Annotated in this window: 19 protein-coding genes and 1 riboswitch; of the genes, 11 read left to right on the forward strand and 8 right to left on the reverse strand. The window is 64.5% G+C overall.

Annotated elements, in window-relative coordinates:
- Positions 1–121, reverse strand: a riboswitch (SAM riboswitch).
- A 168-nt stretch (positions 122–289) separates the two neighbouring features.
- From RZV17_RS14555 to RZV17_RS14570, 4 genes are all read left to right on the forward strand, one after another.
- Entirely contained in the window at positions 290–1,147 is an 858-nt protein-coding gene (locus RZV17_RS14555) for a M23 family metallopeptidase (protein ID WP_355609402.1), read from the forward strand.
- 124 nt (positions 1,148–1,271) lie between these two features.
- Positions 1,272–2,876 carry a peptide chain release factor 3 gene (locus RZV17_RS14560; protein ID WP_047697401.1) on the forward strand — a complete coding sequence of 535 codons (1,605 nt, stop codon included), beginning with the start codon at positions 1,272–1,274 and terminating at the stop codon, positions 2,874–2,876.
- Between the two features lie 75 nt (positions 2,877–2,951).
- Positions 2,952–3,596: a hemolysin III family protein gene (locus RZV17_RS14565; RefSeq protein ID WP_039413436.1), complete on the forward strand. Its 645-nt coding sequence runs from the start codon at positions 2,952–2,954 to the stop codon at positions 3,594–3,596.
- 54 nt (positions 3,597–3,650) lie between these two features.
- Positions 3,651–5,606 carry an AsmA family protein gene (locus tag RZV17_RS14570; protein ID WP_355604470.1) on the forward strand — a complete coding sequence of 652 codons (1,956 nt, stop codon included), beginning with the start codon at positions 3,651–3,653 and terminating at the stop codon, positions 5,604–5,606.
- A 161-nt stretch (positions 5,607–5,767) separates the two neighbouring features.
- Here RZV17_RS14570 and RZV17_RS14575 read toward each other — a convergent pair whose 3' ends face one another.
- The 3 genes from RZV17_RS14575 to mtgA are packed head-to-tail and all read right to left on the reverse strand — an operon-like array spanning position 5,768 to position 7,942.
- Positions 5,768–6,196, reverse strand: coding sequence for a CBS domain-containing protein (locus RZV17_RS14575; RefSeq protein WP_104579822.1), 429 nt, complete (start codon positions 6,194–6,196; stop codon positions 5,768–5,770).
- Entirely contained in the window at positions 6,156–7,202 is a 1,047-nt protein-coding gene (locus RZV17_RS14580; RefSeq protein WP_166749070.1) for a glycosyltransferase family 2 protein, read from the reverse strand. Before RZV17_RS14580 ends, RZV17_RS14575 begins: the two co-directional genes overlap by 41 nt.
- Positions 7,203–7,204: 2 nt before the next feature.
- Positions 7,205–7,942, reverse strand: coding sequence for a monofunctional biosynthetic peptidoglycan transglycosylase (gene mtgA, locus RZV17_RS14585; protein ID WP_047697395.1), 738 nt, complete (start codon positions 7,940–7,942; stop codon positions 7,205–7,207).
- 75 nt (positions 7,943–8,017) lie between these two features.
- On the opposite strand from mtgA, the gene RZV17_RS14590 reads away from it, so the two are divergent.
- From RZV17_RS14590 to RZV17_RS14600, 3 genes are all read left to right on the forward strand, one after another.
- The gene (locus RZV17_RS14590) at positions 8,018–8,908 is read left to right on the forward strand and encodes an Hsp33 family molecular chaperone HslO (RefSeq protein WP_355604475.1); all 891 of its coding nucleotides are present in this window, start codon (positions 8,018–8,020) and stop codon (positions 8,906–8,908) included.
- Between the two features lie 152 nt (positions 8,909–9,060).
- Positions 9,061–9,897, forward strand: coding sequence for a hypothetical protein (locus tag RZV17_RS14595; protein WP_047697435.1), 837 nt, complete (start codon positions 9,061–9,063; stop codon positions 9,895–9,897).
- 241 nt (positions 9,898–10,138) lie between these two features.
- On the forward strand, positions 10,139–12,988 hold the full coding sequence (locus RZV17_RS14600) for a TonB-dependent receptor domain-containing protein (protein WP_104579825.1): 2,850 nt from the start codon (positions 10,139–10,141) through the stop codon (positions 12,986–12,988).
- A gap of 115 nt (positions 12,989–13,103) precedes the next feature.
- On the opposite strand, the gene RZV17_RS14605 is transcribed toward RZV17_RS14600, so the two are convergent.
- Positions 13,104–13,712, reverse strand: a complete 609-nt coding sequence (locus tag RZV17_RS14605) for a TetR/AcrR family transcriptional regulator (protein WP_039413419.1) — start codon at positions 13,710–13,712, stop codon at positions 13,104–13,106.
- A gap of 136 nt (positions 13,713–13,848) precedes the next feature.
- On the opposite strand from RZV17_RS14605, the gene RZV17_RS14610 reads away from it, so the two are divergent.
- Positions 13,849–14,772, forward strand: a complete 924-nt coding sequence (locus tag RZV17_RS14610) for an alpha/beta hydrolase (RefSeq protein ID WP_355604480.1) — start codon at positions 13,849–13,851, stop codon at positions 14,770–14,772.
- A complete protein-coding gene (locus RZV17_RS14615; RefSeq protein ID WP_355604483.1) occupies positions 14,769–17,243 on the forward strand; it encodes an acyl-CoA dehydrogenase in 2,475 nt (824 codons plus the stop codon). The genes RZV17_RS14610 and RZV17_RS14615 overlap by 4 nt, the downstream gene beginning before the upstream one ends.
- A 322-nt stretch (positions 17,244–17,565) precedes the next feature.
- On the opposite strand, the gene RZV17_RS14620 is transcribed toward RZV17_RS14615, so the two are convergent.
- Complete coding sequence (locus RZV17_RS14620; RefSeq protein WP_104579827.1) at positions 17,566–17,919, reverse strand: DUF1304 domain-containing protein; 354 nt, start codon at positions 17,917–17,919, stop codon at positions 17,566–17,568.
- 409 nt (positions 17,920–18,328) lie between these two features.
- Positions 18,329–19,699, reverse strand: coding sequence for an NTP/NDP exchange transporter (locus RZV17_RS14625; protein ID WP_104579828.1), 1,371 nt, complete (start codon positions 19,697–19,699; stop codon positions 18,329–18,331).
- A gap of 365 nt (positions 19,700–20,064) precedes the next feature.
- Between RZV17_RS14625 and RZV17_RS14630 the strand changes: the two genes are divergently transcribed.
- Together RZV17_RS14630 and RZV17_RS14635 are read left to right on the forward strand one after the other, a co-directional pair.
- Positions 20,065–21,408: a serine hydrolase gene (locus RZV17_RS14630; RefSeq protein ID WP_184368158.1), complete on the forward strand. Its 1,344-nt coding sequence runs from the start codon at positions 20,065–20,067 to the stop codon at positions 21,406–21,408.
- An 828-nt stretch (positions 21,409–22,236) separates the two neighbouring features.
- On the forward strand, positions 22,237–22,656 hold the full coding sequence (locus tag RZV17_RS14635; RefSeq protein ID WP_052210071.1) for a hypothetical protein: 420 nt from the start codon (positions 22,237–22,239) through the stop codon (positions 22,654–22,656).
- On the opposite strand, the gene RZV17_RS14640 is transcribed toward RZV17_RS14635, so the two are convergent.
- Both RZV17_RS14640 and gcvH read right to left on the reverse strand, forming a co-directional pair.
- Complete coding sequence (locus RZV17_RS14640; RefSeq protein WP_355604486.1) at positions 22,642–23,232, reverse strand: hypothetical protein; 591 nt, start codon at positions 23,230–23,232, stop codon at positions 22,642–22,644. The genes RZV17_RS14635 and RZV17_RS14640 overlap by 15 nt on opposite strands.
- Positions 23,233–23,648: 416 nt before the next feature.
- A complete protein-coding gene (gene gcvH, locus RZV17_RS14645; RefSeq protein ID WP_039408896.1) occupies positions 23,649–24,044 on the reverse strand; it encodes a glycine cleavage system protein GcvH in 396 nt (131 codons plus the stop codon).
- Positions 24,045–24,085: the final 41 nt, after the last annotated feature.

Here is a 24,085-nt window from a genome sequence, read left to right on the forward strand (position 1 = left end):
GAACCATCTTTCGGCGGACGCGAAGGTCCCCGCAGGATTTGGCACCAAACGCGGGCGCTTGCGCGCTCCGCTGGCTGCCCCGGCATCAAAGGGCCTGTCCCTCCGCCGGTCTCGATGGTGAGGCAACGATGCCACCGGCCTTGTGCGATGTCAATCTCTTCATGCGGATGGAAAGATATATTTTCATCCGATACCACCCAGCACTGTGATGGGCGGCATACTTGCGCCCCCACCCGTCCAAGCCAATCGCGTGCCTCACCGCGTTTCTTACCCGTGTTCGCCCGTGCATATGACGGTGTGGCTGGCCGCCTTGCTGAGCGCTGCACTGCCTGTCCAGGCGCAGCAACGCTGGCATTGGGGCAGCGCTACGACCATGAACCCGCCTGCCGCCATCCCTGCCCCGACCGGCGCCGGCCCGGCCCTGCAGCTGGAATGGCAGGCGCCGGTCTATCTGGCGTGGGTGACCAATCCGCTGGACGGGCCGGCGCAAGTGCGCCTGAGTGCGCCACCCACCGACGACTATCGCGCCGTGCCGCAGCTGCCGCAGACCCTGTCGCTGGCCGCACGCGAGCGTCGCCTGCTCACGCGGCTGTATCCGGCCAGCAACCAACGCACGCTGGACGGGCTGGGACTCAAGCTGGACCTCGTCCCCGGCGATCCGCGCGCCCAGCCCCAACCGGTGCACTACCAACTGCCGTTCCGCGACGTGCAGATCTTGGTGGATCAGGGGTTTGGCGGCCAGTTCAGCCACGCGGATCTGCCCAACTGGTACGCCGTGGACTTCGCACTACCGCAGGGCACGCCGGTACTGGCGGCGCGCGAGGGCGTGATCATGGAGGTGCGCCAGGACGTGAGCGAGGGCCATGCGCACGACCCAAGTGCCGGCGGCGGCAACCTGGTGCGGGTGCTGCACGCCGACGGCAGCATGGCGCTGTACGCCCATCTGGCTCCGAACGGGGTGGAGGTGCGCGCCGGCCAGCGCGTCGGCACCGGCCAGCGGCTGGGTACCTCCGGCAATACCGGCTACAGCACCGGTGCGCACCTGCACTTTTCGGTGCAACGCAACGCAGACCTGCAGCTGGTGTCGGTGCCGTTCCGCATGCTGGGCCCGCAGGGCGAACTGCAATTTCCCTCCCCCGCCCCCTGAGCGGCCTTGCACCGGGCGGCTCACTCGGCTCCGGCAGATCACCCGGCAGGGCCTGCCCGCCGAAGCCGCTATAATCACCGGCTTCCTCAGTTTCCGCAGGCGTCCGACCGGGCGCGCCCAGCCCATGTCCGAAGTCTCCAACGAAGCCGCGCGCCGCCGCACCTTCGCCATCATTTCCCATCCCGATGCCGGCAAGACCACGCTGACCGAAAAGCTGCTGCTATTCGGCGGCGCGATCCAGATGGCCGGCTCGGTAAAGGGCCGCAAGGCCGCCCGCCACGCCACCTCGGACTGGATGGCGCTGGAAAAGGAGCGCGGCATCTCGGTGACCTCCTCGGTGATGCAGTTCCCGTACGAGGGCAAGATCGTCAACCTGCTCGACACCCCCGGCCATGCCGACTTCGGCGAGGACACCTACCGCGTGCTCACCGCGGTGGACTCGGCGCTGATGGTGATCGACGTGGCCAAGGGCGTGGAAGAACGCACCATCAAGCTGATGGAAGTCTGCCGCCTGCGCGACACCCCCATCATGACCTTCATCAACAAGCTCGATCGCGAGGGCAAGAACCCGATCGAGCTGCTGGATGAAGTGGAAACCGTGCTCGGCATCCAGTGCGCGCCGGTCACCTGGCCGATCGGCATGGGCCAGCGCCTCAAGGGCGTGGTTCATCTGATCACGGGCGAAGTGCATCTGTACGAACAGGGGCGCAATTTCACCCGTCAGGACTCGACCATCTTTCCGTCGCTGGATGCACCCGGCCTGGCCGAAAAGATCGGCGAGCAGATGCTGGCCGAGCTGCGCGATGAGCTGGAGCTGGTGCAGGGCGCAAGCAATCCGTTCGACCTGGAGGCCTATCGCGCCGGTCAGCAGACGCCTGTGTTCTTCGGCTCGGGCGTCAACAACTTCGGTGTGCAGCCGCTGCTGGACTTCTTCGTCGAACACGCGCCGCCGCCGCAGGCACGCGACACCACCGGCCGCCGCGTCGAAGCGACCGAGGCCAGGCTCAGCGGCTTCGTGTTCAAGATCCAGGCCAACATGGACCCGCAGCACCGCGACCGCGTGGCGTTCATGCGCGTGTGCTCGGGCAAGTTCACCGCCGGCATGAAAGCCCTGCACGTGCGCAGCGGCAAGGACCTCAAACTCGCCAACGCGCTGACCTTCATGGCTTCCGACCGCGAGATCGCTGCCGAAGCCTGGCCGGGCGATGTCATCGGCATCCACAACCACGGCACCATTTCCATCGGCGACACCTTCACCGAAGGCGAATCGCTGTCGTTCACCGGCATCCCGAACTTCGCGCCGGAACTGTTCCGCCGCGCGCGCCTGCGTGATCCGCTCAAGCTCAAGCAATTGCAGAAGGGCCTGGCGCAGCTGTCCGAAGAAGGCGCCACCCAGTTCTTCCGCCCATTGATGAGCAACGACCTGATTCTCGGCGCCGTGGGCGTGCTGCAGTTCGACGTCGTGGCCTACCGCCTCAAGGACGAATACGGCGTGGATGCCATCTTCGAGCCGGTGAGCGTCACCACCGCACGCTGGGTGCATTGCGCCAATGCCAAGAAGCTGGAGGAATTCCGCGAAAAGAATGCCGGCAACCTGGCCATCGATGCCGCCGGCGAGCTGGTCTACCTGGCACCGACCCGCGTCAACCTACAGCTCGCGCAGGAACGCGCACCGGACGTGCGCTTCTCGGCCACCCGCGAACATGCGCATGCCAAGGCAGTCGATTGACCCACGCTTGAACTTTCGCAAGCGTACGCTACTGCCTGCAATGCGAATTGCGCGCAGTTGCGGTACCTTTTTGGCATGAATGCAGACGCTTCCCCCTCGACCGACCTGCGCGACGAAATTGCCAGTGCCGTGACCCACGGCCTGGGTGCCATCGCCGCCCTGGCGGGCGGCTCGGTGCTGATCACCCTGGCCGCCATCTATGGCGATGGCTGGCAACTGGCCACCTCCATCGTGTTCAGTGCCACGCTGGTGCTGCTCTACGTCGCCTCCACGCTGTTCCATGCCATTCCGCATCCAGGCGCCAAGGCGCGTCTGCAGGTGCTCGATCACTGCGCGATCTATCTGTTGATCGCCGGCACCTACACCCCGTTTACGCTGATCAATCTGCGCGGCCCCTGGGGCTGGGGCCTGTTCGCCGCGATCTGGACGATTGCCGCGGCAGGCGTGATCTTCAAGCTGTTTTTTACCGGGCGCTTCCGGTTGCTGTCGACCATCCTGTATCTGGCGATGGGCTGGCTGATCATCGTGGCGATCCAGCCTCTGCTTGCCTCGGTCGACACCTGGTCGCTGTGCTGGCTGCTGGCCGGCGGGCTCTTCTACACCCTTGGCACGTACTTTTATCAACGCGATACGCAGCGCTACTTCCATGCCATCTGGCACCTGTTCGTGCTTGCCGGTAGCGCTTGCCACTTCGTTGCGGTGATCGAACAGGTGGTGTGATGGCGGCGTGGCGCGTTCGCGCCCCGTGCACGAAGCATCGCCAACCATGCGCACGTGAACAACGTGACCCCTGCCGCTGCTGCCCACACCTCCCGCTCACCGCGTCGCCGCCGCTGGCTGATCGGGTCCGGCATCGTTGCCGCCATCATCGTGATCTTCGTGCTGGTGTTCGACTGGAACTGGCTCCGCGGCCCGGTCGAGCGCGTGGTCAGCGCCAAGACCGGACGCGAGTTTCGGCTGGGGCACCTGGATGTGGACCTGGGCCGCACCACCACCGTCCGCGGCGAGCGCATGCGGCTGGGCAATGCATCCTGGTCCAAGCGTGGCGCAATGGCGGAAGTGAATGCTGCCGAGATCGATGTCGAGCTATGGCCGCTGCTACGCGGCAAGGTGCGCCTGCCGGAGATTCGCCTCGAGCAGCCGTCCATCCTGCTGGAAGCCGGCAACGACACACACCCGGGCAATTGGGTGTTCGACCAGAACGATGGCGACGGCAGCATGCCGCGCCTGGGCCGTCTGTTGGTCAGCAACGGGCGGCTGCAATACGTCGACGATGCCAACCGCTCGGACATCGACGTGGCAATCAACAGCCTTGCACCGCCTAGCAGCGACCAGCGCGCCGCACCGATCGGCATCGATGGCAAGGGCCGCTGGAAGGGCTACCCGTTTACGTTGAAGGGCGATACCGCCTCGCCGCTGGAGCTGAGCCAGAGCGAACACCCCTTCCGCATCGATCTACGCGGCAGCGCTGGCGCAACCCGTACGCATGTGCGCGGCACCTTGACCAATCCGTTCCAGTTCCGGGTGTTCGATCTGCAGATGGCGCTCAGCGGCCAGGACATGGAAGACCTGTATCCCCTGACCGGCGTGGCCATGCCGTCCACACCGCCCTACACCCTCGACGGCCGCCTGCGCCGCGATGGCGACGTGTGGCGCTACGAGAAGTTCACCGGCACCGCTGGCGACAGCGACCTGTCCGGCACCGCCGAAGTGGACCTGCGCAACAAGCGTCCACTGCTGCGCGCCGACCTGGCATCCAAGCGACTGGATTTCGACGATCTGGCCGGTTTCGTCGGTGCACCGCCCAAGACCGGTGCCAACGAGTCGGCCAACGCCGAGCAAAAGAAGCAGGCCGCGCAACTGGCCGCCAGCGCGCGCGTCCTGCCCACCACGCCCTACGACCTGTCCAAGCTGCGCGCCATGGATGCGCAGGTGCGTTGGCGCGCGCAGCGCATCAATGCGCCCTCCTGGCCACTGGACGACATGGATGCGACGCTGAAGCTGAAGGACGGTTTGCTGCAGCTGGACCCGCTCAACTTCGGCGTTGCCGGTGGTGACATCCGCTCCACCATCCGCATGGATGCGCGCAACGAGGTCATTACGACCCAGCTGAAAGCTGGCATTCGTGGCATCCGCCTGGACCAGTTGTTCCCCGATGCCACGCTCGCCAAGCAGGCCTCCGGTGCGATCGGCGGCGAGCTGGACCTGCGCGGTCGCGGCAACTCGATCGCTGCAATGCTCGGTACTGCCGACGGCTCGATCGGCGTTGGCATGGGACGCGGCCATGTGGGCAACCTGATCATGGAACTGGCGGGTCTGGACATTGCCGAATCGCTGAAATACCTGGTCACCAAGGACCGCCAGATTCCGGTGCGCTGCATCTTCGGCGACTTCGGCGTGCAGGACGGCCTGATGCAGTCGCGCGCATCGGCCTTCGACAGCACCGACACCATCATCGTCGGCGAGGGCACCATCAGCCTCAAGAACGAGACGCTCGACCTGCTGCTGCGCCCGCGCCCCAAGGACCGCAGCATCCTGAGCCTGCGCTCGCCGCTGCGCATTGCCGGCACCTTCAAAGACCCCAGCTTCCGCCCGGATTTCAAGGCACTTGGTGTCCGCGGCGCCATTGCCGTGGCGCTGGGCAGCATTGCGCCGCCGGCGGCGCTGCTGGCGACCTTCGAGCCCGGCCCGGGGCAGGACAGCGATTGCGGCGGCAAGTACGCGCAGTAACAGCGAGCAAACGGACGGCGGCACAGTCGTCGTCACGACATCTGCCTGCAACCGGGCGATGCAAGCCACGCCCGGTGCCACGCTGCCATCGTCAGATACGCCGCCAATCAGCAGCACGCCTCAGGCGTTCAAGCTGCTTCAACCGCGACAACGCAGCGGGGTCAGCTGGCGATATAACGCTGCAATTGATCGATATCGCGCTGCTGGGTCTCGATCACCGCCTTGACCAGATCGCCGATCGAGACAACGCCCTGCACGCGGCCGTTTTCGACCACCGGCAGATGCCGAAAGCGCCCGTCGGTCATCAGCTGCATGCAACGCTCCACCGAGTCCGATGGCGAAACCGTCACCACTTCAGTGCTCATGATTTCGGCAACGCTGGTGGTCGATGACGACCGATCGCGTAGCACCACCTTGCGCGCGTAATCGCGCTCGGACACGATGCCGACGAGGCGCTGCCCGTCCATCACCAGCACCGCACCGATGCCTTTCTCGGCCATCAGCCGGATCGCATCGATCACCGCGGCATCGGCCGCGACGGCGAATACCTCAACCTGCTTGGTCCCCAACAGCTGTCGTACGGTCTGCATGGCCCGCTCCGCGCTTGGTCTGGTCGTCGCAGCCTACTCCCACCGCGCCGTGGTGGGTATCGACCAGGTACAGCGGGCGCTGCTTGGCTTCGTCATACAAGCGCCCCAGGTATTCGCCGATCAATCCCAACGCAATCAGCTGGATCCCGCCCAGGAACAGGATCACCGACATCATGGTCGGCCAGCCGGCCACCGGGTCGCCCATCAGCGCCGCCTTGACCACCACCCACGCCCCGAACACAAAGGCCGCCAGCGCTGTCAGCAGCCCGAGATAGGTGGCGGCGCGAAGCGGCACGGTGGAAAAACTGGTGATGCCGTCGAGCGCGAAATTCCACAACCGCCACACGGTGAATTTGCTGCGCCCCGACAGCCGCGGCGCGCGCCGGTACGGTAATGCCACCTGACGGAATCCCACCCAGCCGAACAATCCCTTCATGAACCGGTGGCGTTCGCGGAGCTGCTGCAAGGCCTGCACCACACGCGGCGACAGCAAGCGGAAATCGCCGGTATCGGCTGGAATGGGCGTGCGCGACAGGCGCCGGATCACCCGGTAAAACGCGTGCGCTGCGCTGCGCTTGAGCCAGCTCTCGCCTTCGCGGAACACCCGCGTCCCGAAGATGTTGTCGTATCCAGCACGCCATAGCGCGACGAATTCGGGGATCAACTCCGGCGGGTCCTGGCCATCGGCATCGAGCAGCACCACCGCGCCCGGCAACACATGGTCCAGACCGGCAGAGACCGCCACTTCCTTGCCGAAATTACGCGACAGCCGCACCACGCTCACCTGCGTATCGGCCTGCGCAAGCGCCTGCACGACGTCCCAGGTGCCATCGGTACTGCCGTCATCGACATACAGCACACGGGTCTGCAGGTCCTGCAGGCCCGCCAGCACGGCGCACAGCCGCGGATGCAGCAACGGAATGCTGGCCTCTTCGTTATAGGCCGCGATCACCACCGTCAGGCGCGCGGCGGCATCCGGTGGCTGGGCTGCGTCGAGGCTGCGCATGCTCACGGCGCCTGCAGATACGCAGCGCCGCCAAGCTGGCGCGCCTGACGCTGGATCCAGGCCGTGCGCCGCTGCACATAGGCACCGGGGCGGCGTGCGTCATAGCGACGGGGCGAAGGCAACACCGCTGCCAGACGCGCCGACTCGGCGGCCGACAGGCCGGCGGCATCCTTGCCCCAGAACTGCCGCGCAGCTGCCTGTGCGCCGTAGACCCCGTCGCCAAACTCGGCCACGTTGAGGTACATCTCCAGAATGCGTTGCTTGGGCCAGAGCAGTTCGATCAGCACCGTGTACCAGGCCTCCAGCCCCTTTCTCACCCAGCTGCGGCCTTGCCACAGAAACACGTTCTTGGCGACCTGCTGGCTGATCGTGCTGGCGCCACGCACCCGCCCGCCGCGCGCGTTGTGATCGCGCGCCTTCTCGATGGCCTGCAGATCGAAACCGTGGTGGATCGGAAACTGCTGGTCTTCTGCAGCCACCACCGAAATCGGCAGGCTGGCGGCAATCTTCTCGTAGTCGCGCCATTGCTGGTGCAGCGAAAAACTCCAGTCGCCGTCCCCCCACGCCTCCAGATAGCGAGCCACCATCATGCTGCTGACCGGTGGATCCACCACTCGGAGCACCAGCACCTGCAGCACGCTGGCCGCCGCAAACAGCAGCGGTGCCGCCAGTATCCAGCGCAGCCAGCGCCTGCGCCGCCCGGGCGCACCCTGCTTGCCATCCAATGCATCCGTCCCCATTAGTGTGCTTCGACCTTCAATCCCGATGCCTGCCGCATTATCCGGCAACCGGCGTCCCTTACGTCCGATGTCTCCATGACCGATCACGATCAGCTTTCCCGCTTCCTGCTGCCCGCCGCCGGCGTACGCGGTGTCCATGTGCGTCTGACCCAGGCCTGGCACGACATCCAGGGCGCCGCCGAGTACCCGCCGGCGGCACGCCAGCTGCTGGGCGAAGCGGCGGTGGCGTCGGCCCTGTTCACCGGCCATACCAAGGTCGACGGGCGGCTGTCGGTGCAATTGCGCGGCAACGACACCCTGCGCACCCTGTTTGCCGAATGCACCGCTGCCGGCACCTTGCGCGGCATCGTGCAGTTGGCCGATGGCGCGGATGCTCCCACCGACCTGCGCGAGCTGGGCGAGAGCGCACTGTTGGCCATCACCATCGAGAACCCCGGCCTGGACCCGCGCGAGCCGCAGCGCTACCAGAGTCTGGTCGGCCTGCAGGCCCCCGATCTGGCCGAAGCCTTCGAAACCTACTTCCAGCAGTCCGAGCAGCTGCCAACACGCCTGCTGCTGGCGGCCGCCCCGGGTCAGGCTGCCGGTCTGCTGCTGCAGAAACTGCCCGGCGACGAAGGCGACAATGATGGCTGGACCCGCATCGGTGCACTGTTCGACACCCTCGGCGCGCCGGAATTGCTGTCGGTGGCCGGTGAGGACCTGCTGCATCGCCTGTTTCACGAAGAGGATGTCCAGCTGCTGGGCGACAGGCCGCTCAGCTTTGGCTGTTCCTGCTCGCGCGAACGGGTGGCTTCGATGCTGCAATCGCTGGGCGAGGCCGAAGCGCGCGCCGCCGCCGAAGACACCGGCGAGGTAGAGGTGCGCTGCGAATTCTGCGGCCGTGAGTATCACTTTCCGTTGACCGAGCTGGACGTACTTTTCAGCGCAGCGCAGCCCTCCCAGCAGGCGCCGGAACGGTTGCAGTAGAGAGCATCGCGGGCGCGTTCTGGGGAGCGTGACTACTTGTTAAATAATCATAAACACCCTAGCATCTTCCCTGCCCGCTCTCGGGAACTTAACAACTGCCCCTGGGTCTGATCTCTGGTATGCGACACCTTCTGCGCCTTCCGCTCGCTCTGCTGGTTGCCCTTGCGGCAGCCACGGGTGTGCATGCGCAGTCGACGTCCCAGCAGCTCCGCGAAAGTACGATCCTGCCGGTGTGGAACAAGGGCAGCGGCAAGGTGGAAGCCTTTCTGTACCTGGAGCCCACAGGCGAGCAAAAAGCCGGTGCGCGCTGGCATTTCGGCCGCAACTCGCTGGACGCTGCGTTCGGCCTGACCTCGGGCGATTCGCTTGGCTTGCTGTGCAATAGCAGCCGTGGCACCAACATCAGCGGGCTGGCCAGCCACTGCCTGCTCGCCGGGATCGGCGACGAAGAAGAAGACAGCGCCGCTGCCGCGCGCCGCGTTTCCGGGACGTTGGGCTTCAACCGTGCCGGTGGCCGGGTTGGGGTCACTGCAGGCACCGGTCGCGACACCCTGCCCGCCTGGCTGGTCGGCGCAGGCAAGGCTCCGTTGACCCGGGTCGAACAGAACGACCTGACCGTCTTCGGCCAGAAGAACATCGGCCGCGAAGGCTTCGTCTCGATCGGCGGCACCTACGCCCGCGCCCGTCTGGTTCCGCTGGCCGACGTTTCCCCGGCGATTGCCGACCAGTGGGACAGCAAGACCCTCAGCGTGGGCGGTGGCTATGGGGCTTTCAGCGCGAACGTGATCGGCCGCGTGGTCGACGTCCCCGGCCAACCGGAAAAATGGGAAGGGCTTGGCCTGGGCCTGACCTGGCGTACCCCCTGGAGCGGCCAGCTGACCGTCGGCGCGGAGAACGTGATCTCCCGCGGCAAGAACCCCTTTGCCCCGAACAACGACAGCAACAGCGACGGCACCATCCCGTACGTCAGGTACGAGCAGGACCTCTAATCCGCTGATTTAAAAGGATTTTTGAGTGCGCCACCGAGCTTCCGCCGGTGGCGTTTTGCGTTATGACCACTCTCCGCCGCACGTGCTTTCACGGCTTTCTTCTTTTTCGTTAACGGGACTTTAATTTCCCGCACAACGCATATACCATCGGTTCACCCTGACGTTTTGGATCCGCTTCTTCGGAGCCCCCGTTAGGCAAACAACCCTTGGCAGTACCCAAGATCACTTGGAGAGAGAGCTAATGAATTGCAAGTCCAACAAGCTGCGCGATGCAGTTGTCCTCGCGCTTGTCGTGGGCGTGGGCGGTACCGGTACCGCCATCGCTCAAGACGCCGGCACCACCAACCTCGACAAGATCGAAGTGACTGGTTCGCGTATCAAGCGCGCAGACGTCGAAACGTCGCAGCCGGTCTTCAGCATGAGCCGTCAGCAGATCGAGTCGCAGGGCCTGACCTCGATCGGCGACGTGATCCAGAACATCAGCTCGGGCGGTTCGGCGCTCAACAGCAACGTCAACAATGGCGGCAACGGCGAAACCCGTGTCAACCTCCGCAACCTCGGCTCCAACCGTACCCTGGTGCTGGTCAACGGTCGTCGCTGGGTCGGCGGCACGGGCCTGGGCGGTGCGGTCGACCTCAACACGATTCCGACTGCTGCCGTTGAGCGCATCGAAGTCCTGAAGGACGGCGCTTCCACGATTTACGGTTCCGACGCCATCTCCGGCGTGATCAACATCATCCTGCGCCAGAACTTCGATGGCGCCGAAGCAAATGCTTATTACGGCCAGTACGACAAGGGCGACGGCAGCCGTGAGTCCTACGACTTCACGATCGGCTCCACTGGCGATCGCTGGCACGCCACGTTGGGCGTTGGCTACGTCAAGGAAGAGCCGGTGTGGGCGGGCGATCGCGAAATCTCGTCGGTCCCCGTGTTCGGCGCCGTTGCCGGAACCGGCAACAGCACCACGATTCCTGGTGGTCGCTTCGGCATTTTCGGGCCGACCGGCACCAGCGCCACCGGCACACCAACCTTCGGCGCAACGCGCTTCAACGGCACGCCCGGCTTCTCGATCACCAACGATGGTGGCACCACGCAGCGCAACTACACGGCTGCCGACAGCTACAACTTTGCACCGGCCAATTATTTGGTGACCCCGCAGGAACGCAAGTCGGTGTTTGCCGACGCCGGCCTGTCGATCACCGACAACGTGCGCTTCAAGACCACCGTGACCTACAACGAGCGTGAGTCGAGCCAGATCCTCGCGCCGATGCCGGTCGTGCTGGGCCGTTCCGCGCCGGGCACCAATGGTGCCGACATCGTCATTTCGGCGGCTAACATCTACAACAACACCGGCCGCGATATCGATTACATCCAGTACCGCGCAGAAGAAACGGGTGGTCGTATCTTCACCCAGAACGTCAAGACGTTCGGTTTCAGTGGCGCCTTTGAAGGCGACTTCGAAGTTGGCCAGCGCTTCTTCAGCTGGGAAGCCGGTATGTTCTACGGCAAAAATGACCAGACCGATCGCACTACCGGCCTGTTCAATATCTCTGCGCTGCGCAATGCACTTGGCCCGTCGTTCGTCGATGCAGGTGGTGTCGCACGCTGCGGCACCGCCGCCAGCACCATTGATGGCTGCGTCCCGATGGACATGCTGAGCGGCCCCGGCTCGTTGACCCCTGAAATGTTGAGCTATGCCGGATTCAATGCGCATGACCTGTACGGCTATGAGCAGAAGACCTACTTCGGCAACATCGGCGGCGAACTGTTCGATCTGCAGGGAGGCGCGTTTGCATTCTCCTTGGGCGCTGAACACCGCGAAGAGTCGGGCTTTGATGATCCGGACGCGCTGATCAACTCCGGCGACACCACCGGCAATGCGCGTACCGCCACCAACGGCGGCTACAAGCTGGACGAAGCCTACCTCGAACTCGCCGTGCCGCTGCTGGCCGACCTGCCGGGCGCACAGTTGCTCGATTTCAGCCTGGCAACGCGCTATTCGGATTACAGCAACTTCGGTGACACCACCAACAGCAAGTTTGGTTTCCGCTGGAAGCCGATCACCGACTTGATGATCCGTGGTAACTGGTCGCAAGGCTTCCGCGCCCCGTCGATCAACGAGCTGTTCCAGGGCGTGAGCGATACCTTCGAAGACGTACGCGATCCTTGCGCGGGCTCCTTCAGCGATGGCTCCGTCAATGGCACCCGTCCGGGCTCGTGCGGCGCAGTGCCGGCTTACGCTCAGGCCAACCCGCAGGTACGTACTGCAACCGGCGGCAACCCGAACCTGCAGCCGGAAACGTCCACATCCAAGACCTTGGGCTTCGTCTATAGCCCGGGTTGGGTGACCGGCCTGGATATCTCGCTCGACTGGTGGAACATCGAGATCGAAGATGCCATCGACACGCAGACCGTGCAGGAGACCCTGGACAGCTGCTACCTGGCCGGCATCGCCAACGCCTGCTCGCTGATCCAGCGCGAGCCGACTGGCGAAGTCTCCAACCTGCTTGCAGTGCCCAACAATATCGCCAGGATCGAAGCGGAAGGTTACGACCTGACCGTGGGCTATCGCCTGCCTGATACCGCATGGGGCAGCTTCAGCGTGGTGTGGGACTCGACCTACATGAGCAAGTTCGTGGTTGAGAAGCCGCTGCAGGATCCGGAAACCCGCGTTGGTCTGTACCGTGGCGGTTCGGCACGTGACAACAATTGGCGCATCCGCTCCAACCTGATGCTGAACTGGGAATTGGGTGATGTCGGCGGCTCGGCATCCATGCGCTATTACAGCTCGCAGGTTGAAAACTGCACCGGCGCCAATGTCGCTACTCCGGCCAACGTTGCACTGCTGTGCTCGGATCCGAATCGTAGAACTGATGCTGGCGCTGCTCCGCGTAACCACGTCCCGAGCGTCACTTACACCGACCTGGCCGCTTACTGGAAGGCTCCGTGGAATGCCCGCGTTACCGTCGGCGTGAACAACGCTTTCGACCGCGATCCGCCGCAGGCCGCAACAGCGTTTGCAAATAGCTTCGACTCGCAGTACGAAATCCCGGGTCGTTTCTATTACATGCGCTACACCCAGAAGTTCTGATAAGCAGCTTGCGTAATCTGTAATCAAAAAGCCGCGACTCGAAAGAGTCGCGGCTTTTTTGTGAGTGTCGGCTTGAGTTGCCTGGGCGCGTTCTGCGATATGCCAGCCGAATCCTCTAGCCCGGAATCAACGTCTGAATCACATGCTCGACGTAGGATTCGAATTCTTCGCGTGCCTGTTTGGGTTGTTGCAGCTGCAGCGATAGTTGCAGGAAGCCGACGTAGGCGGCGTAGGCCAAGCGGGCGCGGTGTTGGGCGTCGGTGCGGGACAGGCCGGCCTGGCGGAACGAGGCGATCAAATAATCGAGGCGGCGTTGCGAGACGCGGTCGATGACCGGGCGCACGGCCGGGTGATCGAGCGCCTTAAGCAGTTCGCTATAGATGACATGCGGTTTAACTTCGTGCGCGACCAATTGAAACAGCGCGCGCAAGCGGGCGCTGGGGTCGGGTACGTCTTCCAGGCTGCCGAACACTTCCTTTTGTTCGAAGATCTCCCAGCGCTCCAGGGCGGCCTGCAGCAGGGCGTCCCGCGAGGGGAAATGCCAATAGAAGCTGCCTTTGGTGACGCCGAGACGGCGTGCCAACGGCTCCACCGCAACTGCGCCCACGCCTTGTTCGGCGATCAGGTCCAGCGCGGCTTGCGCCCAATCGTCCGCGCTGAGGCGGTTGCCGCGACCGGAACTGGCGCGGGGCGTAGTGGGGCTGGCGTCGGTAATGTCGTTCATGGCGCGATTTAACCATACGCCTGGGTCAGTTGCAGTATGCATCACAAAAACGCCACACAACCGACACGATTCAACGGCTTAACCGTCCATACCAAGGAGTATTGACAGAGAACAGGCGGCATCCATACCATTAGGTATGGTCACCGTCCCCTCTACGCTTGCACACCCTGCGCACTTGTCGCCTGTCAGCGTTGGCGACGCAGCGCTGGCGGTGTCGGTGCAAGGCGCCGAATACCGGCAGACGGTATTGCTCGCGCATGGGTTCGGACAGACCCGGCATGCCTGGGAGGCGACCGCAACAGCGCTGGCGCACGCCGGCTACCGTGCGCTGTCGTATGACGCACGGGGGCATGGCGATTCGAGCTTCAATGACGCTGCCCTGCCCTACTCCGCCACCCAGTTCACCGACGACCTGATCGTGTTGGCAGGTGAGCAACCCGAACCGCCGGTATTGGTGGCTGCCTCCATGGGTGGCCTGTTCGGCCTGCTTGCGGAGGCACGCTGGCCGGGCCTGTTCCGGGCGATCGTGTTGGTGGATATCACCCCGCGCTGGGATACCACCGGCGTGGAGCGCATTCTGCGCTTCATGACTGCGCATCCGGACGGGTTTGCCTCGCTTGACGCCGCTGCCGATGCCATCGCCACGTACCTGCCGCATCGCCCGCGCAAGACGGCAAGCCAGCTGCAGGGCCTGCTGCGCCTACGCGACGATGGCCGTTGGCAGTGGCACTGGGACCCGCGCCTGGTCGACGAACTGGCGGGGCAGGATCCACAGCTGCAGCAACAGGCCTTGCTGGAAGCCGCCGCGCAGGTGCGGTGCCCGATGCTGCTCATCAGCGGCGGGCGCAGCGATCTGGTAACGCCGGCCAACATCACCGAATTCTTGTCGATTGCGCCGCACGCGCAGCATGTGCAGGTGGCCGATGCCACGCACATGCTGGCCGGCGACGACAACACCACGTTTACCGCCACCGTGTTGCATTATCTGGACGCACTGCCCTCGGTTGGCACCATTGCAGCGTCCAACATCACCGAGCATGTCACTGGAGCAAGACCATGAGCATCGTTGCACCGTTCCTCCTCGTCATCCTGGCGGCGGGTATCGCTGCCTATCACCGCATGCGCCTTGCCACCTGGGTTGCGATCAGCGCCTGCGTGCTGGTGGGGTGCTGGTTGCTGGGTGCCAATCTCACCGCGACGATCGTCGCCGCCGCGCTGGTGGTGCTGGTGGCCGCTCCGGTGCTGTTGCCCTTCCTGCGCAAGCCGCTGCTGACCACGCCGTTGATGGCGTTCTTTCGCAAGGTGCTGCCGCCGCTGTCGCAGACCGAGCGCATCGCGCTCGAAACCGGCTCGGTGGGTTTCGAAGGCGAGCTGTTCACCGGTGATCCGGATTGGCAGAAGCTGCTCAACTATCCCAAGCCGCAGCTCACCGCCGAAGAGCAGGCGTTCCTGGATGGCCCGGTGGAAGAGCTGTGCAAGATGGTCAACGAGTGGGAGATCACCCACGTCCACGCCGACCTGCCGCCGGAGCTGTGGGACTTCATCAAGAAGAACAAGTTCTTCGGCATGATCATCCCCAAGCAATACGGTGGCCTGGGCTTCAGTGCGCTGGCGCACCACAAGGTGATCCAGAAGCTGTCCTCGATCTCCAGCGTGGTGAGTTCCACCGTCGGCGTGCCCAACTCGCTCGGGCCGGGCGAGCTGCTGCTGCATTACGGCACGCCAGAGCAGAAGGACTATTACCTTCCGCGCCTTGCGGTCGGTGCGGAAGTGCCGTGCTTCGGCCTGACCGGCCCGTTCGCCGGTTCCGATGCCACCTCGATTCCGGACTACGGCATCGTGTGCAAGGGCGAGTGGAATGGCGCCAACGTGCTCGGCGTCAAGCTCACCTTCGACAAGCGCTACATCACCCTGGCGCCGGTCGCTTCGCTGATCGGTCTGGCGTTCCGTGCCTATGATCCGGAAGGCCTGATCGGCGACAAGAAGGACATCGGCATCACGCTGGCATTGTTGCCGCGCGAAACGCCCGGTGTGGAAATCGGCCGTCGCCACTTCCCGCTCAACTCGCCATTCCAGAACGGCCCGATCCACGGCGAAGAAGTGTTCATTCCGCTCAGCCAGTTGATTGGCGGCGTGGAGATGGTCGGCAAGGGCTGGAACATGCTCAACGAGTGCCTGGCGGTGGGCCGTTCGATCACCCTGCCCTCTACCGCCAGCGGCGGCAGCAAGGCTGCGGCCGTGGTCACCGGTGCGTATGCGCGCATCCGCAAGCAGTTCGGCCTGTCGGTCGGTCGTTTCGAAGGCGTGGAAGAGGCGCTGGCGCGTATCGGCGGCAAGGCGTACGCGATCAGTGCGTTGTCGCAGGCGACCGCCGCGGCGGTGGATCGCGGCGATGTGCCGTCGGTGCCGTCGGCGATCGCCAAGTATCACTGCACCACCATGGGTCGCGAAGTGGTCAGCGACATGATGGACGTGATCGGCGGCAAGGGCATCATCCTGGGGCCGCGCAACTTCGCTGGCCGTGCCTGGCAGGCTGCGCCGATCGGTGTGACCGTGGAAGGCGCCAACATCATGACCCGCAGCCTGCTGATCTTCGGCCAGGGTGCGATCCTGTGCCATCCGTGGGTGATGAAGGAAATGCTGGCGGCGCAGGATCCGGACACGCGTCGTGGTCTGGAAGCCTTCGACCAGAGCCTGTTTGGCCACATCCGCTTCGGTATTTCCAATGCGGTGCGTTCGTTCTGGTTTGGCATCACCGGTGCGCGCATCGGCGCGGCGCCGGGCGATGCCTACACCCGCCGCTTCTTCCGCAAGCTGGACCGTTACTCGGCCAATCTGGCATTGATGGCCGACGTGTCGATGCTGATGCTGGGCGGCAAGTTGAAGTTCAAGGAGTCCTTGTCCGGCCGTCTGGGCGATGTGTTGAGCCATATCTACCTGACCAGTGCGATGCTCAAGCGCTATCACGACGAGGGCGCGCCGGCCACCGACCAGCCGCTGCTGGCCTGGGCCTTCCACGACAGCGTGCACAAGATCGAAACCGCCTTGTCTGCGGCGCTGCGTAACTTCCCGATCCGCCCGGTGGGCTGGTTGATGTGGATGTTGATCTTCCCGCTGGGCCGTCGAGCCGAAGCGCCGGGTGACCGTCTGGGCCACCGCGTCGCCTCGATCCTGATGGCGCCGAACGAGGCGCGCGACCGTCTGGCGCAGGGCGTATTCCTGACCCCGTGCGCCAACAACCCGGGCGGCCGCATCGCCAGCTACCTGACCAAGGCAGTGATGGCCGAGCCGGTGGAGCGCAAGTTCCTCAAGGCGCTCAAGACCAAGGGTATCGAGGCGCTGGACTTCACCGCGCAGCTTGACGAAGCAGTGGCCGAAGGGGTGATCACCCTGGAAGAGCGCAAGTTGCTGGAAGAATTGCGCGAGATCATGATGGACACGATCACCGTCGACGACTTTGATCCGCACGAGTTGCGGGCGGCCAGCTTCTACGACAAGCCGCAGATGCAACAGCCGCGCGAAGCGGCATAACAGCACTGCCAGGTGATGCGGACTACGGCGGGCTTCTGGCCCGCCGTTGTCGTTTGTAGGGCGGCGCGCTACGCGCGGGCTGCAGCGGTGAGCCGCAAGTGGTCAGGTCTCTTGCCGCTCGACACACGGAGGCGGGCTTGCCCCACGAGGAGGCATTGTTGCTACACGCCTAAGCGAGGCCGCTGGTAACACGCTGTCGCGGTCAGGCCCGCTCCTACGGGAGACGACCCGCTACCGAAGACGCCAGTGTGGGAGATCGCTGGTCATGCCTGATCGCGGTCAGGCTCGCGCCTGCACGAGGCGACTCGCGGCCGAACATGCCTCAGTGCGGCAGCCACACCAGGCACAGTGCGATCAACGCAGGCAGGGCCTGCACGAAAAAAATGCGGCGATTGACGCTGTAGGCACCATAGCAACCCGCCACGATCACGCAGCCCAGGAAGAAGCTCAGCACATCGGCGCGTGCCGCCAGTGCCCCCCAGAGCAGACCGGCCGCCAGAAAGCCGTTGTAGAGCCCCTGGTTGGCCGCCAGTACGCGTGTGGCCCGGGCATTCTCCAGCGTGTTGCGGAAGGTCTTCAGGCCCAGTGGGTGCGTCCACAGCGCCATCTCCAGCACCAGGATGTAGACATGCAGCAGGCCGACAAGGACACCGGCAACGATCGCGAACAGGGACATGGCGAAAAGATCTGATGGACGTGCGGCAAGCATAGCCGCGATGGCGCTGCGGCTGTCTGGCAAGACGCCCCCCCCCCCGGCCGATGTCTGGTGACCGGATGGCGTCACCAGCTCGGCAACCCGCGCGTAATGACGGGGTGCCTGGGCCATCGAATCAATCACCATGGGCGCAGGCCTGCAGCCGCTAAGAAGCGGCGCGGGCGGCACTCCGAGCTAGCCTCCCGAAGCATGATCGGCGCCCGCGCGTTGTCAGTCGTTTGCCCTTGGCAGCACAGCCTGGGTCGAGGCATGGAGACGGCAGGGGGCACGTCGATTGCCCCATCAACCGCACAGCCTCAGCGCCCTGTCGATGCCACCCTGACCGGAGCCGACAGACGCAACGACACGCACCCGCACGACCCGATACTGATCAGCCCTGCGATTCCGCCACGCGCTCACCCGCCCCGCCATCGCGCTCTGCCGGCAGCTTGCGTGCCTCACGCAGCAGCCCGAACGCACCCAGCGTCATGCCGGCGGCGGCCAGCAGGCCGACGACGAAGACAGCGCTCGGGCCCAGGGCCGATACCAGCTTGTGGATCCAGACAAAGCTCAAGTCGCCGCCGCGATAGACCACAGTGTCGATTGCCGCGCCGGCCTTGTAGCGCCATTCGCGATTCACGCGTGTGTAGAGCGTTTCACGCGCAGGCTTGGCCAACGCAAACTCGCTGGAGCGGGTGATCACCTGCACGATCGCGATCATCATCGGCAGCGGCGACGCGGCAAGCACCGCATAGCCCAGGGTGATGGCGACTCCGGGAATCAGCAGCGCCGGCGCAATGCCGAAGCGCGACAGCAGCGCGCGGGTTACCAGTAATTGCAGCACCAGCGTAAGTGCATTGACGGCCAGGTCGATGCCGGCGTAATACGCGGTGCTCGCTGCCGCATCCGTGTACAGGCGCCGCACCAGCGCAGCCTGCTCGTTGTACAGCAGGGTACCGACGCCCACGCCGAACAAGGTCATCAGCGCCAGCCAGCGCAGCAGCGGCTCGCGTACGATCAACTTGAGCCCGCCAAACACATCGCCGCCCATCGGCACTTCGCCGGAATCGAGCCGAAGCTCCTGTTCGCGCGCCACCGCCCACAGCCTCAGGCGCAGCACGCAGACCACGCACACCGACAGGAAGCCGGCCGACACCAGCATCAGATGTGCGATGCCGATGCGCTCGACCAGGGTGCGGGTCAGGATCGGCCCGAGAAACGCACCCAGCGTGCCGGCCGCGCCGATGTAACCGTAGTAGCTGCGCGCCTCGGCATTGCTGAAGACATCGGCCATGAAGCTCCAGAACACCGCCACCGCAAACAGGTTGAACACGGTCACCCAGAGGAAAAACGCCATGCCGCGCCCGGGTACGTCACTGTTGAACAGCGCGTAGAACAGCAACAGGGTGGCGATGAAAAAGCCGTACACCGTCGGCAGGAACACACGACGCGGGAACCGGCTGACCAACGCGCCGTAGATTGGCTGCAGCAACAACATGATCAGGAAGGTGCAGGTGAACAACACCTGCAGGGCCAGATCCTTGAGCGGCATGCCGTGCGCGGCGAAGAAAGCGATCATGCCGGCGGGGAAGATCGCCTGCAGGTCCGCCGAGGCGCCCATCGCCTCGCGCACCGGGCGCAGCACGTAATACCCGCTGAGCAGGCAGAAGAAATACAGGAACGACCACGCCAGCGGCGGCGAGTTGCGCAGCGCTGCGCCCAGACGGCCAACCGCAGAGCGCGGCGCAGACGGAGCGGTCATGGTGTCAGCGCCTGCGCGAACGAACCCGACAGCAAGACCATGGCGGTGGTAGTACCCGACTAGAAGTAGCGCGCACGTTAGCCGATGCCGCGCTGCACCACCAGCAGCGCTGGCCCGCTGCGGCCATGCCCGCGGACGGCGCGCGGCACGTAGCTTGCAACCTTCAACTCAGCGGCCACTGCCGATCGCCAACGCTCTGCGATCGGCTCGCTTTCTGAACCCAAATCGTCAATAGGATCAATATGATGCCCATTCATCTTCTGGCAGTTTGTGCTATTGCGAAGCGCGGCGCTAGAATCGCCGAAGGCAGTGGATCAGGCGGGAAAACCATGACAGTAATGCGCAGGCACCGACGGTTCCGTCCGTTGGCCATCGGGCTGCTCGGGGCGTTATTGCCTCTGGCCCTTTCTTCCACGGCACAGACGCCTGCGCCCACCGCTTCGACCCTGCAGCCGGCAACCGTGGTGCAATCGCCCACTGCCCCGCTCCCGTACCGCGCTTCGCTGCCCGCCAGCAAGGTGTTGGCGCCGGCCGCCGGCTTCGATGTGGCGGCCTTCGAATCGATGGCCGACCAGCTGACCTACGGCAATCGCTTGCCGGGCATGGCAATGGCCATCGTGCAGGGCGGCAAGGTGCTCAGCGCGCGCGGTTATGGCGTCACCGACGTCAATCATCCGCAGCCGGTCGATGCGCACACGGTGTTCCGTCTTGCCTCCCTGTCCAAGGCCTTTGCCGGCACCATGGCCGGCCTGCTGGTCAACGACGGCGTGTTGCGCTGGGACAGCAAGGTGGTCGACTACGTGCCCGGCTTCCAGCTCAGCGACAACCTCGCGACCCGTCAGCTGACGGTGGCCGAAGTGCTCAGCCATCGCGTCGGCCTGACCCGCAATGCCTACGACCGCGATATCGAATCCAACGTCGATTACTACTCGCTCAGCCACAAGCTGGCGACCGCACCGCTGCGCTGCGCGCCGGGCGATTGCTACGCCTATCAGAACGTGGCCTTCAGCCTGGTCGGCGATGTGGTGTTCGCCGCCTCGGGCAGCTTCTACGAGCAGTCGGTGGAGCGGCGCATCTTCAAGCCGCTGGGCATGAACGATGCCAGCATGGGCCTGGCCGGCATCCAGGCCAGCCCGCGCTGGGCGCGGCCGCACGTGCGCAGCCGCAACGGCTGGGTGTCACTGACGCCCAAGCCCACCTACTACCGGCTGGCGCCTGCCGCCGGCGTCAACGCCAGCGCCAGCGACATGGCGCAATGGCTGCTCGCGCACACCGGCCATCGCACCGACGTGCTGCCGGCGCCCCTGCTGGCCACCTTGCACGCACCGCTGATCTCCACGCCGGGCGAAATGCGCTCGGGCTGGCGTCACGAGCGTGTGGATGCAGCCAGCTATGCGCTGGGCTGGCGTGTGTTCGACTATGCGGGCCATCAGGTGGTGTTCCATGCCGGTGCGGTGCAGGGCTACCGCGGACTGGTGGCGCTGTTACCCGAGCGCGACCTCGGCATCGCCATCATGTGGAACGGCGAAAGCGGCCTGCCCTCAGGCATGCTGCCCACCATCCTCGATCGCGCACTTGGCCTACCGGCCAAGCGTTGGCTGGATATCGATGTGGACGGTGACTTCGGCAGCGAGAACATGCTGGCCGAAAAGCCCGACCCGGCCGGCAAGGGCACCTCGTCCGGCAAGTCGGTGGCATCGCCGCGCTGAGCCGCCTGCCGCGCCGGCACTGCATACCTGCAGCGGTAGCGCGCTGCATGCTCAGACACAGGCGGCTTCGGCCGCCCGCGTTGTTTCTGGCTGTCGCCGCGCTACACCTGGTTGCACGCTGAGCCCGAGGGCGCCTTGGCAAGTGGTCGATGTCGATCTGCATGGTCGAGATCGCGGGCGTGGACTGCCCTTCGAACGTTGACCGCAGCGCCGTCGCTCTGAGCCAGGCAGTCCATGCACGCACATGCGTTTCGCGCGATGGATGTTGCGGGGCCGCGGTGCTGCCGTCGAGAACGATGCGCTGGGTCCGTCCACGTACCGGATCGGACGTGCGTGCGTGCGTGCTCAATTGAATCCAAGAATCCTCGACGCTGGCCACGCTGGGCCTTTGCTCGCTGCTTCGCCCGCACCGGCCGTCTTGCGCAGCGAACATCGTGAGAGAGCGCTTGGGCGCCGCAAACGACGAACCCTGCCCGCCTGCCGCTCCGGCTTGCGTGCCGGCTACGACCGAGGGACTCACGCTGGCAGATGTCGTGACTGCTGGAAGAGCCATGGCTGCACGGCGCTGCAAAGCCACCATGACGGCGCAAACCAACGGCAAGGCTCGCCTGCCCTGCCCTGCCCTGCACCATTGCATGATCGACCGTCGTGCCGACGACGGTCACTGCGCGATCACTGCCTCGCGCCTGGCCCGGACGGCCGTGCAATAAAAAAGCTCCCTCCCCGCTGGGCGTCGGGGAGAGAGCTCGATGTTTACGGCGATCGGGTGTTGCAGATCAGATCAGCGGTGCCGGGGTAGCGGGCAGCGCGACCGGAGCGGCCTTCTTCTTGCGAGCGGCCGGCTTCTTCTTGGCGACCTTCTTCACTGCAGGCTTCTTGGTAGCGGACTTCTTGGTGGCGGACTTCTTGGTCGCCTTCTTCGCTACGGCCTTTTTCGCAGTCTTCTTGGCGGTCTTTTTGACGGCCTTCTTGGCGGCAGTCTTCTTGGTCGCCTTCTTTGCGGTCTTCTTCACCGCCTTCTTGGCGGCAGTCTTCTTGGTTGCCTTCTTGGCAGTCTTCTTCACTGCCTTCTTGGCGGTTGCCTTCTTCGCAGTCTTCTTGACGGCCTTCTTGGCGGCGGTCTTCTTCACTGCCTTCTTGGCGGTTGCCTTCTTCGCGACCTTCTTGGTCGCCTTCTTGGCGGCGGTCTTCTTCACTGCCTTCTTGGCGGTGGGTTTCTTTTTCGCAGCTTTTTTAATGGCCATGTAATTGGCTCCTCGTCAGTGAACTATGGAGATGAAACGCCCAGTTGAACCAAACCCCGCGCCGGCATGCCGTCGTCGGGAACCGTCCGCAGATGATGCGCGACGGGACGGATACAGAAACACCCGCATCGAACGGCGACACGGGTGCGTGATCGAAACGACAACTGCTTTTCTGGAGAGAAGCGGACCCGACTCCACCAGTGATCGTGCTTCGGTGGACGTCTTGAACAAGCGTGTCGGCTTGATGTCGATTCTGCTCACTCTCTTTCGCAGCAATGTCTGCTGGGCGAAACCTAATCACGCTTTTTTTTACTGTCAACACTCTTTTGCATTTTTTTTTCAGTTCGCCATCGCCATGCCTGGCATCGACGTCCGGCAAGCGCACCACGCGCGCGGCACGGCGCAACGCCAACGCACGCACCGCTGCGTCGCTGCCATCAAAAAAGCACTTCTTTTCTGCTGTTTTTCTAAATCGTTGCAACGACGCGCGCCGTGCGCCGCCACGACGCCACGGCGGTGCACTGCACCTGGCGGCATTGTTCGCCGCCTGTCCGCCAGCTGAAAATTTTTTGTCCGGCAACTCCACTTCCGGTGTCGCACACGCCCAAATGCGCAAACTTATTGCGTGGTTTGATCGCCGCATGCGTGTCGTTACGCGCTGGTCGCCACATGCAGCGCGCGCTGGCTCGCTTGGTCGACGCGCGTTGCCACGGGCAACTTTTTCACCAGGCGCACGCCAGATCCTCACGGGTGACTCACGTCAGAAATCCGACGCGCGTGTTCGCCGGTGTTCGCATCGGATCACCGCGCCATGGATGCCGCCATCCAACGTGGTCGCGTTGCCGTCGGCGCTTGATGCCCATGGCCGATCGAGCGCATGCACAGGCGACTATCCATGCGCCCACCCGGTCATGCTCGCGCATCGGCATCTCCCGCATCGCGCAAAAAAATGGCCGCTCCAGGAGCGGCCATCGGAGTGCAACAGGCGAGATCGCCTCAGTGATCGTCGTCTTCGAGCAGCTCGGCATAGTCGTCGGGCGACAACAGTTCGTTGAGCTGGTCCTTGTCGTCGAGTTCGACGACGAAGATCCAGCCTTCGCCGTAGGCGTCTTCGTTGATGGTTTCCGGCTTGTCGCCCAGCGCACTGTTGACCTCGACCACGGTCCCGCTGACCGGGCTGTAGACATCGGACGCCGCCTTGACCGACTCGACGACCGCGGCGCCGTTGCCGGCCTGCACGGTGTCGCCGACGCTCGGCAGTTCGACATAGACCAGATCGCCCAGCAAGCCCTGTGCGTGATCGGAGATACCGACGGTCACGCGGCCGTTGCTCTCGACGCGGGCCCACTCGTGGGATTTGAGGAACTTGAGGTCGCCAGGAATCTCGCTCATGGGTGTGCTCCGGGAAAGTTGGGTCAGGGAATGGGGTCGGG

It is taken from the genome of Xanthomonas cannabis, assembly GCF_040616535.1.
GTDB lineage: Bacteria > Pseudomonadota > Gammaproteobacteria > Xanthomonadales > Xanthomonadaceae > Xanthomonas > Xanthomonas cannabis.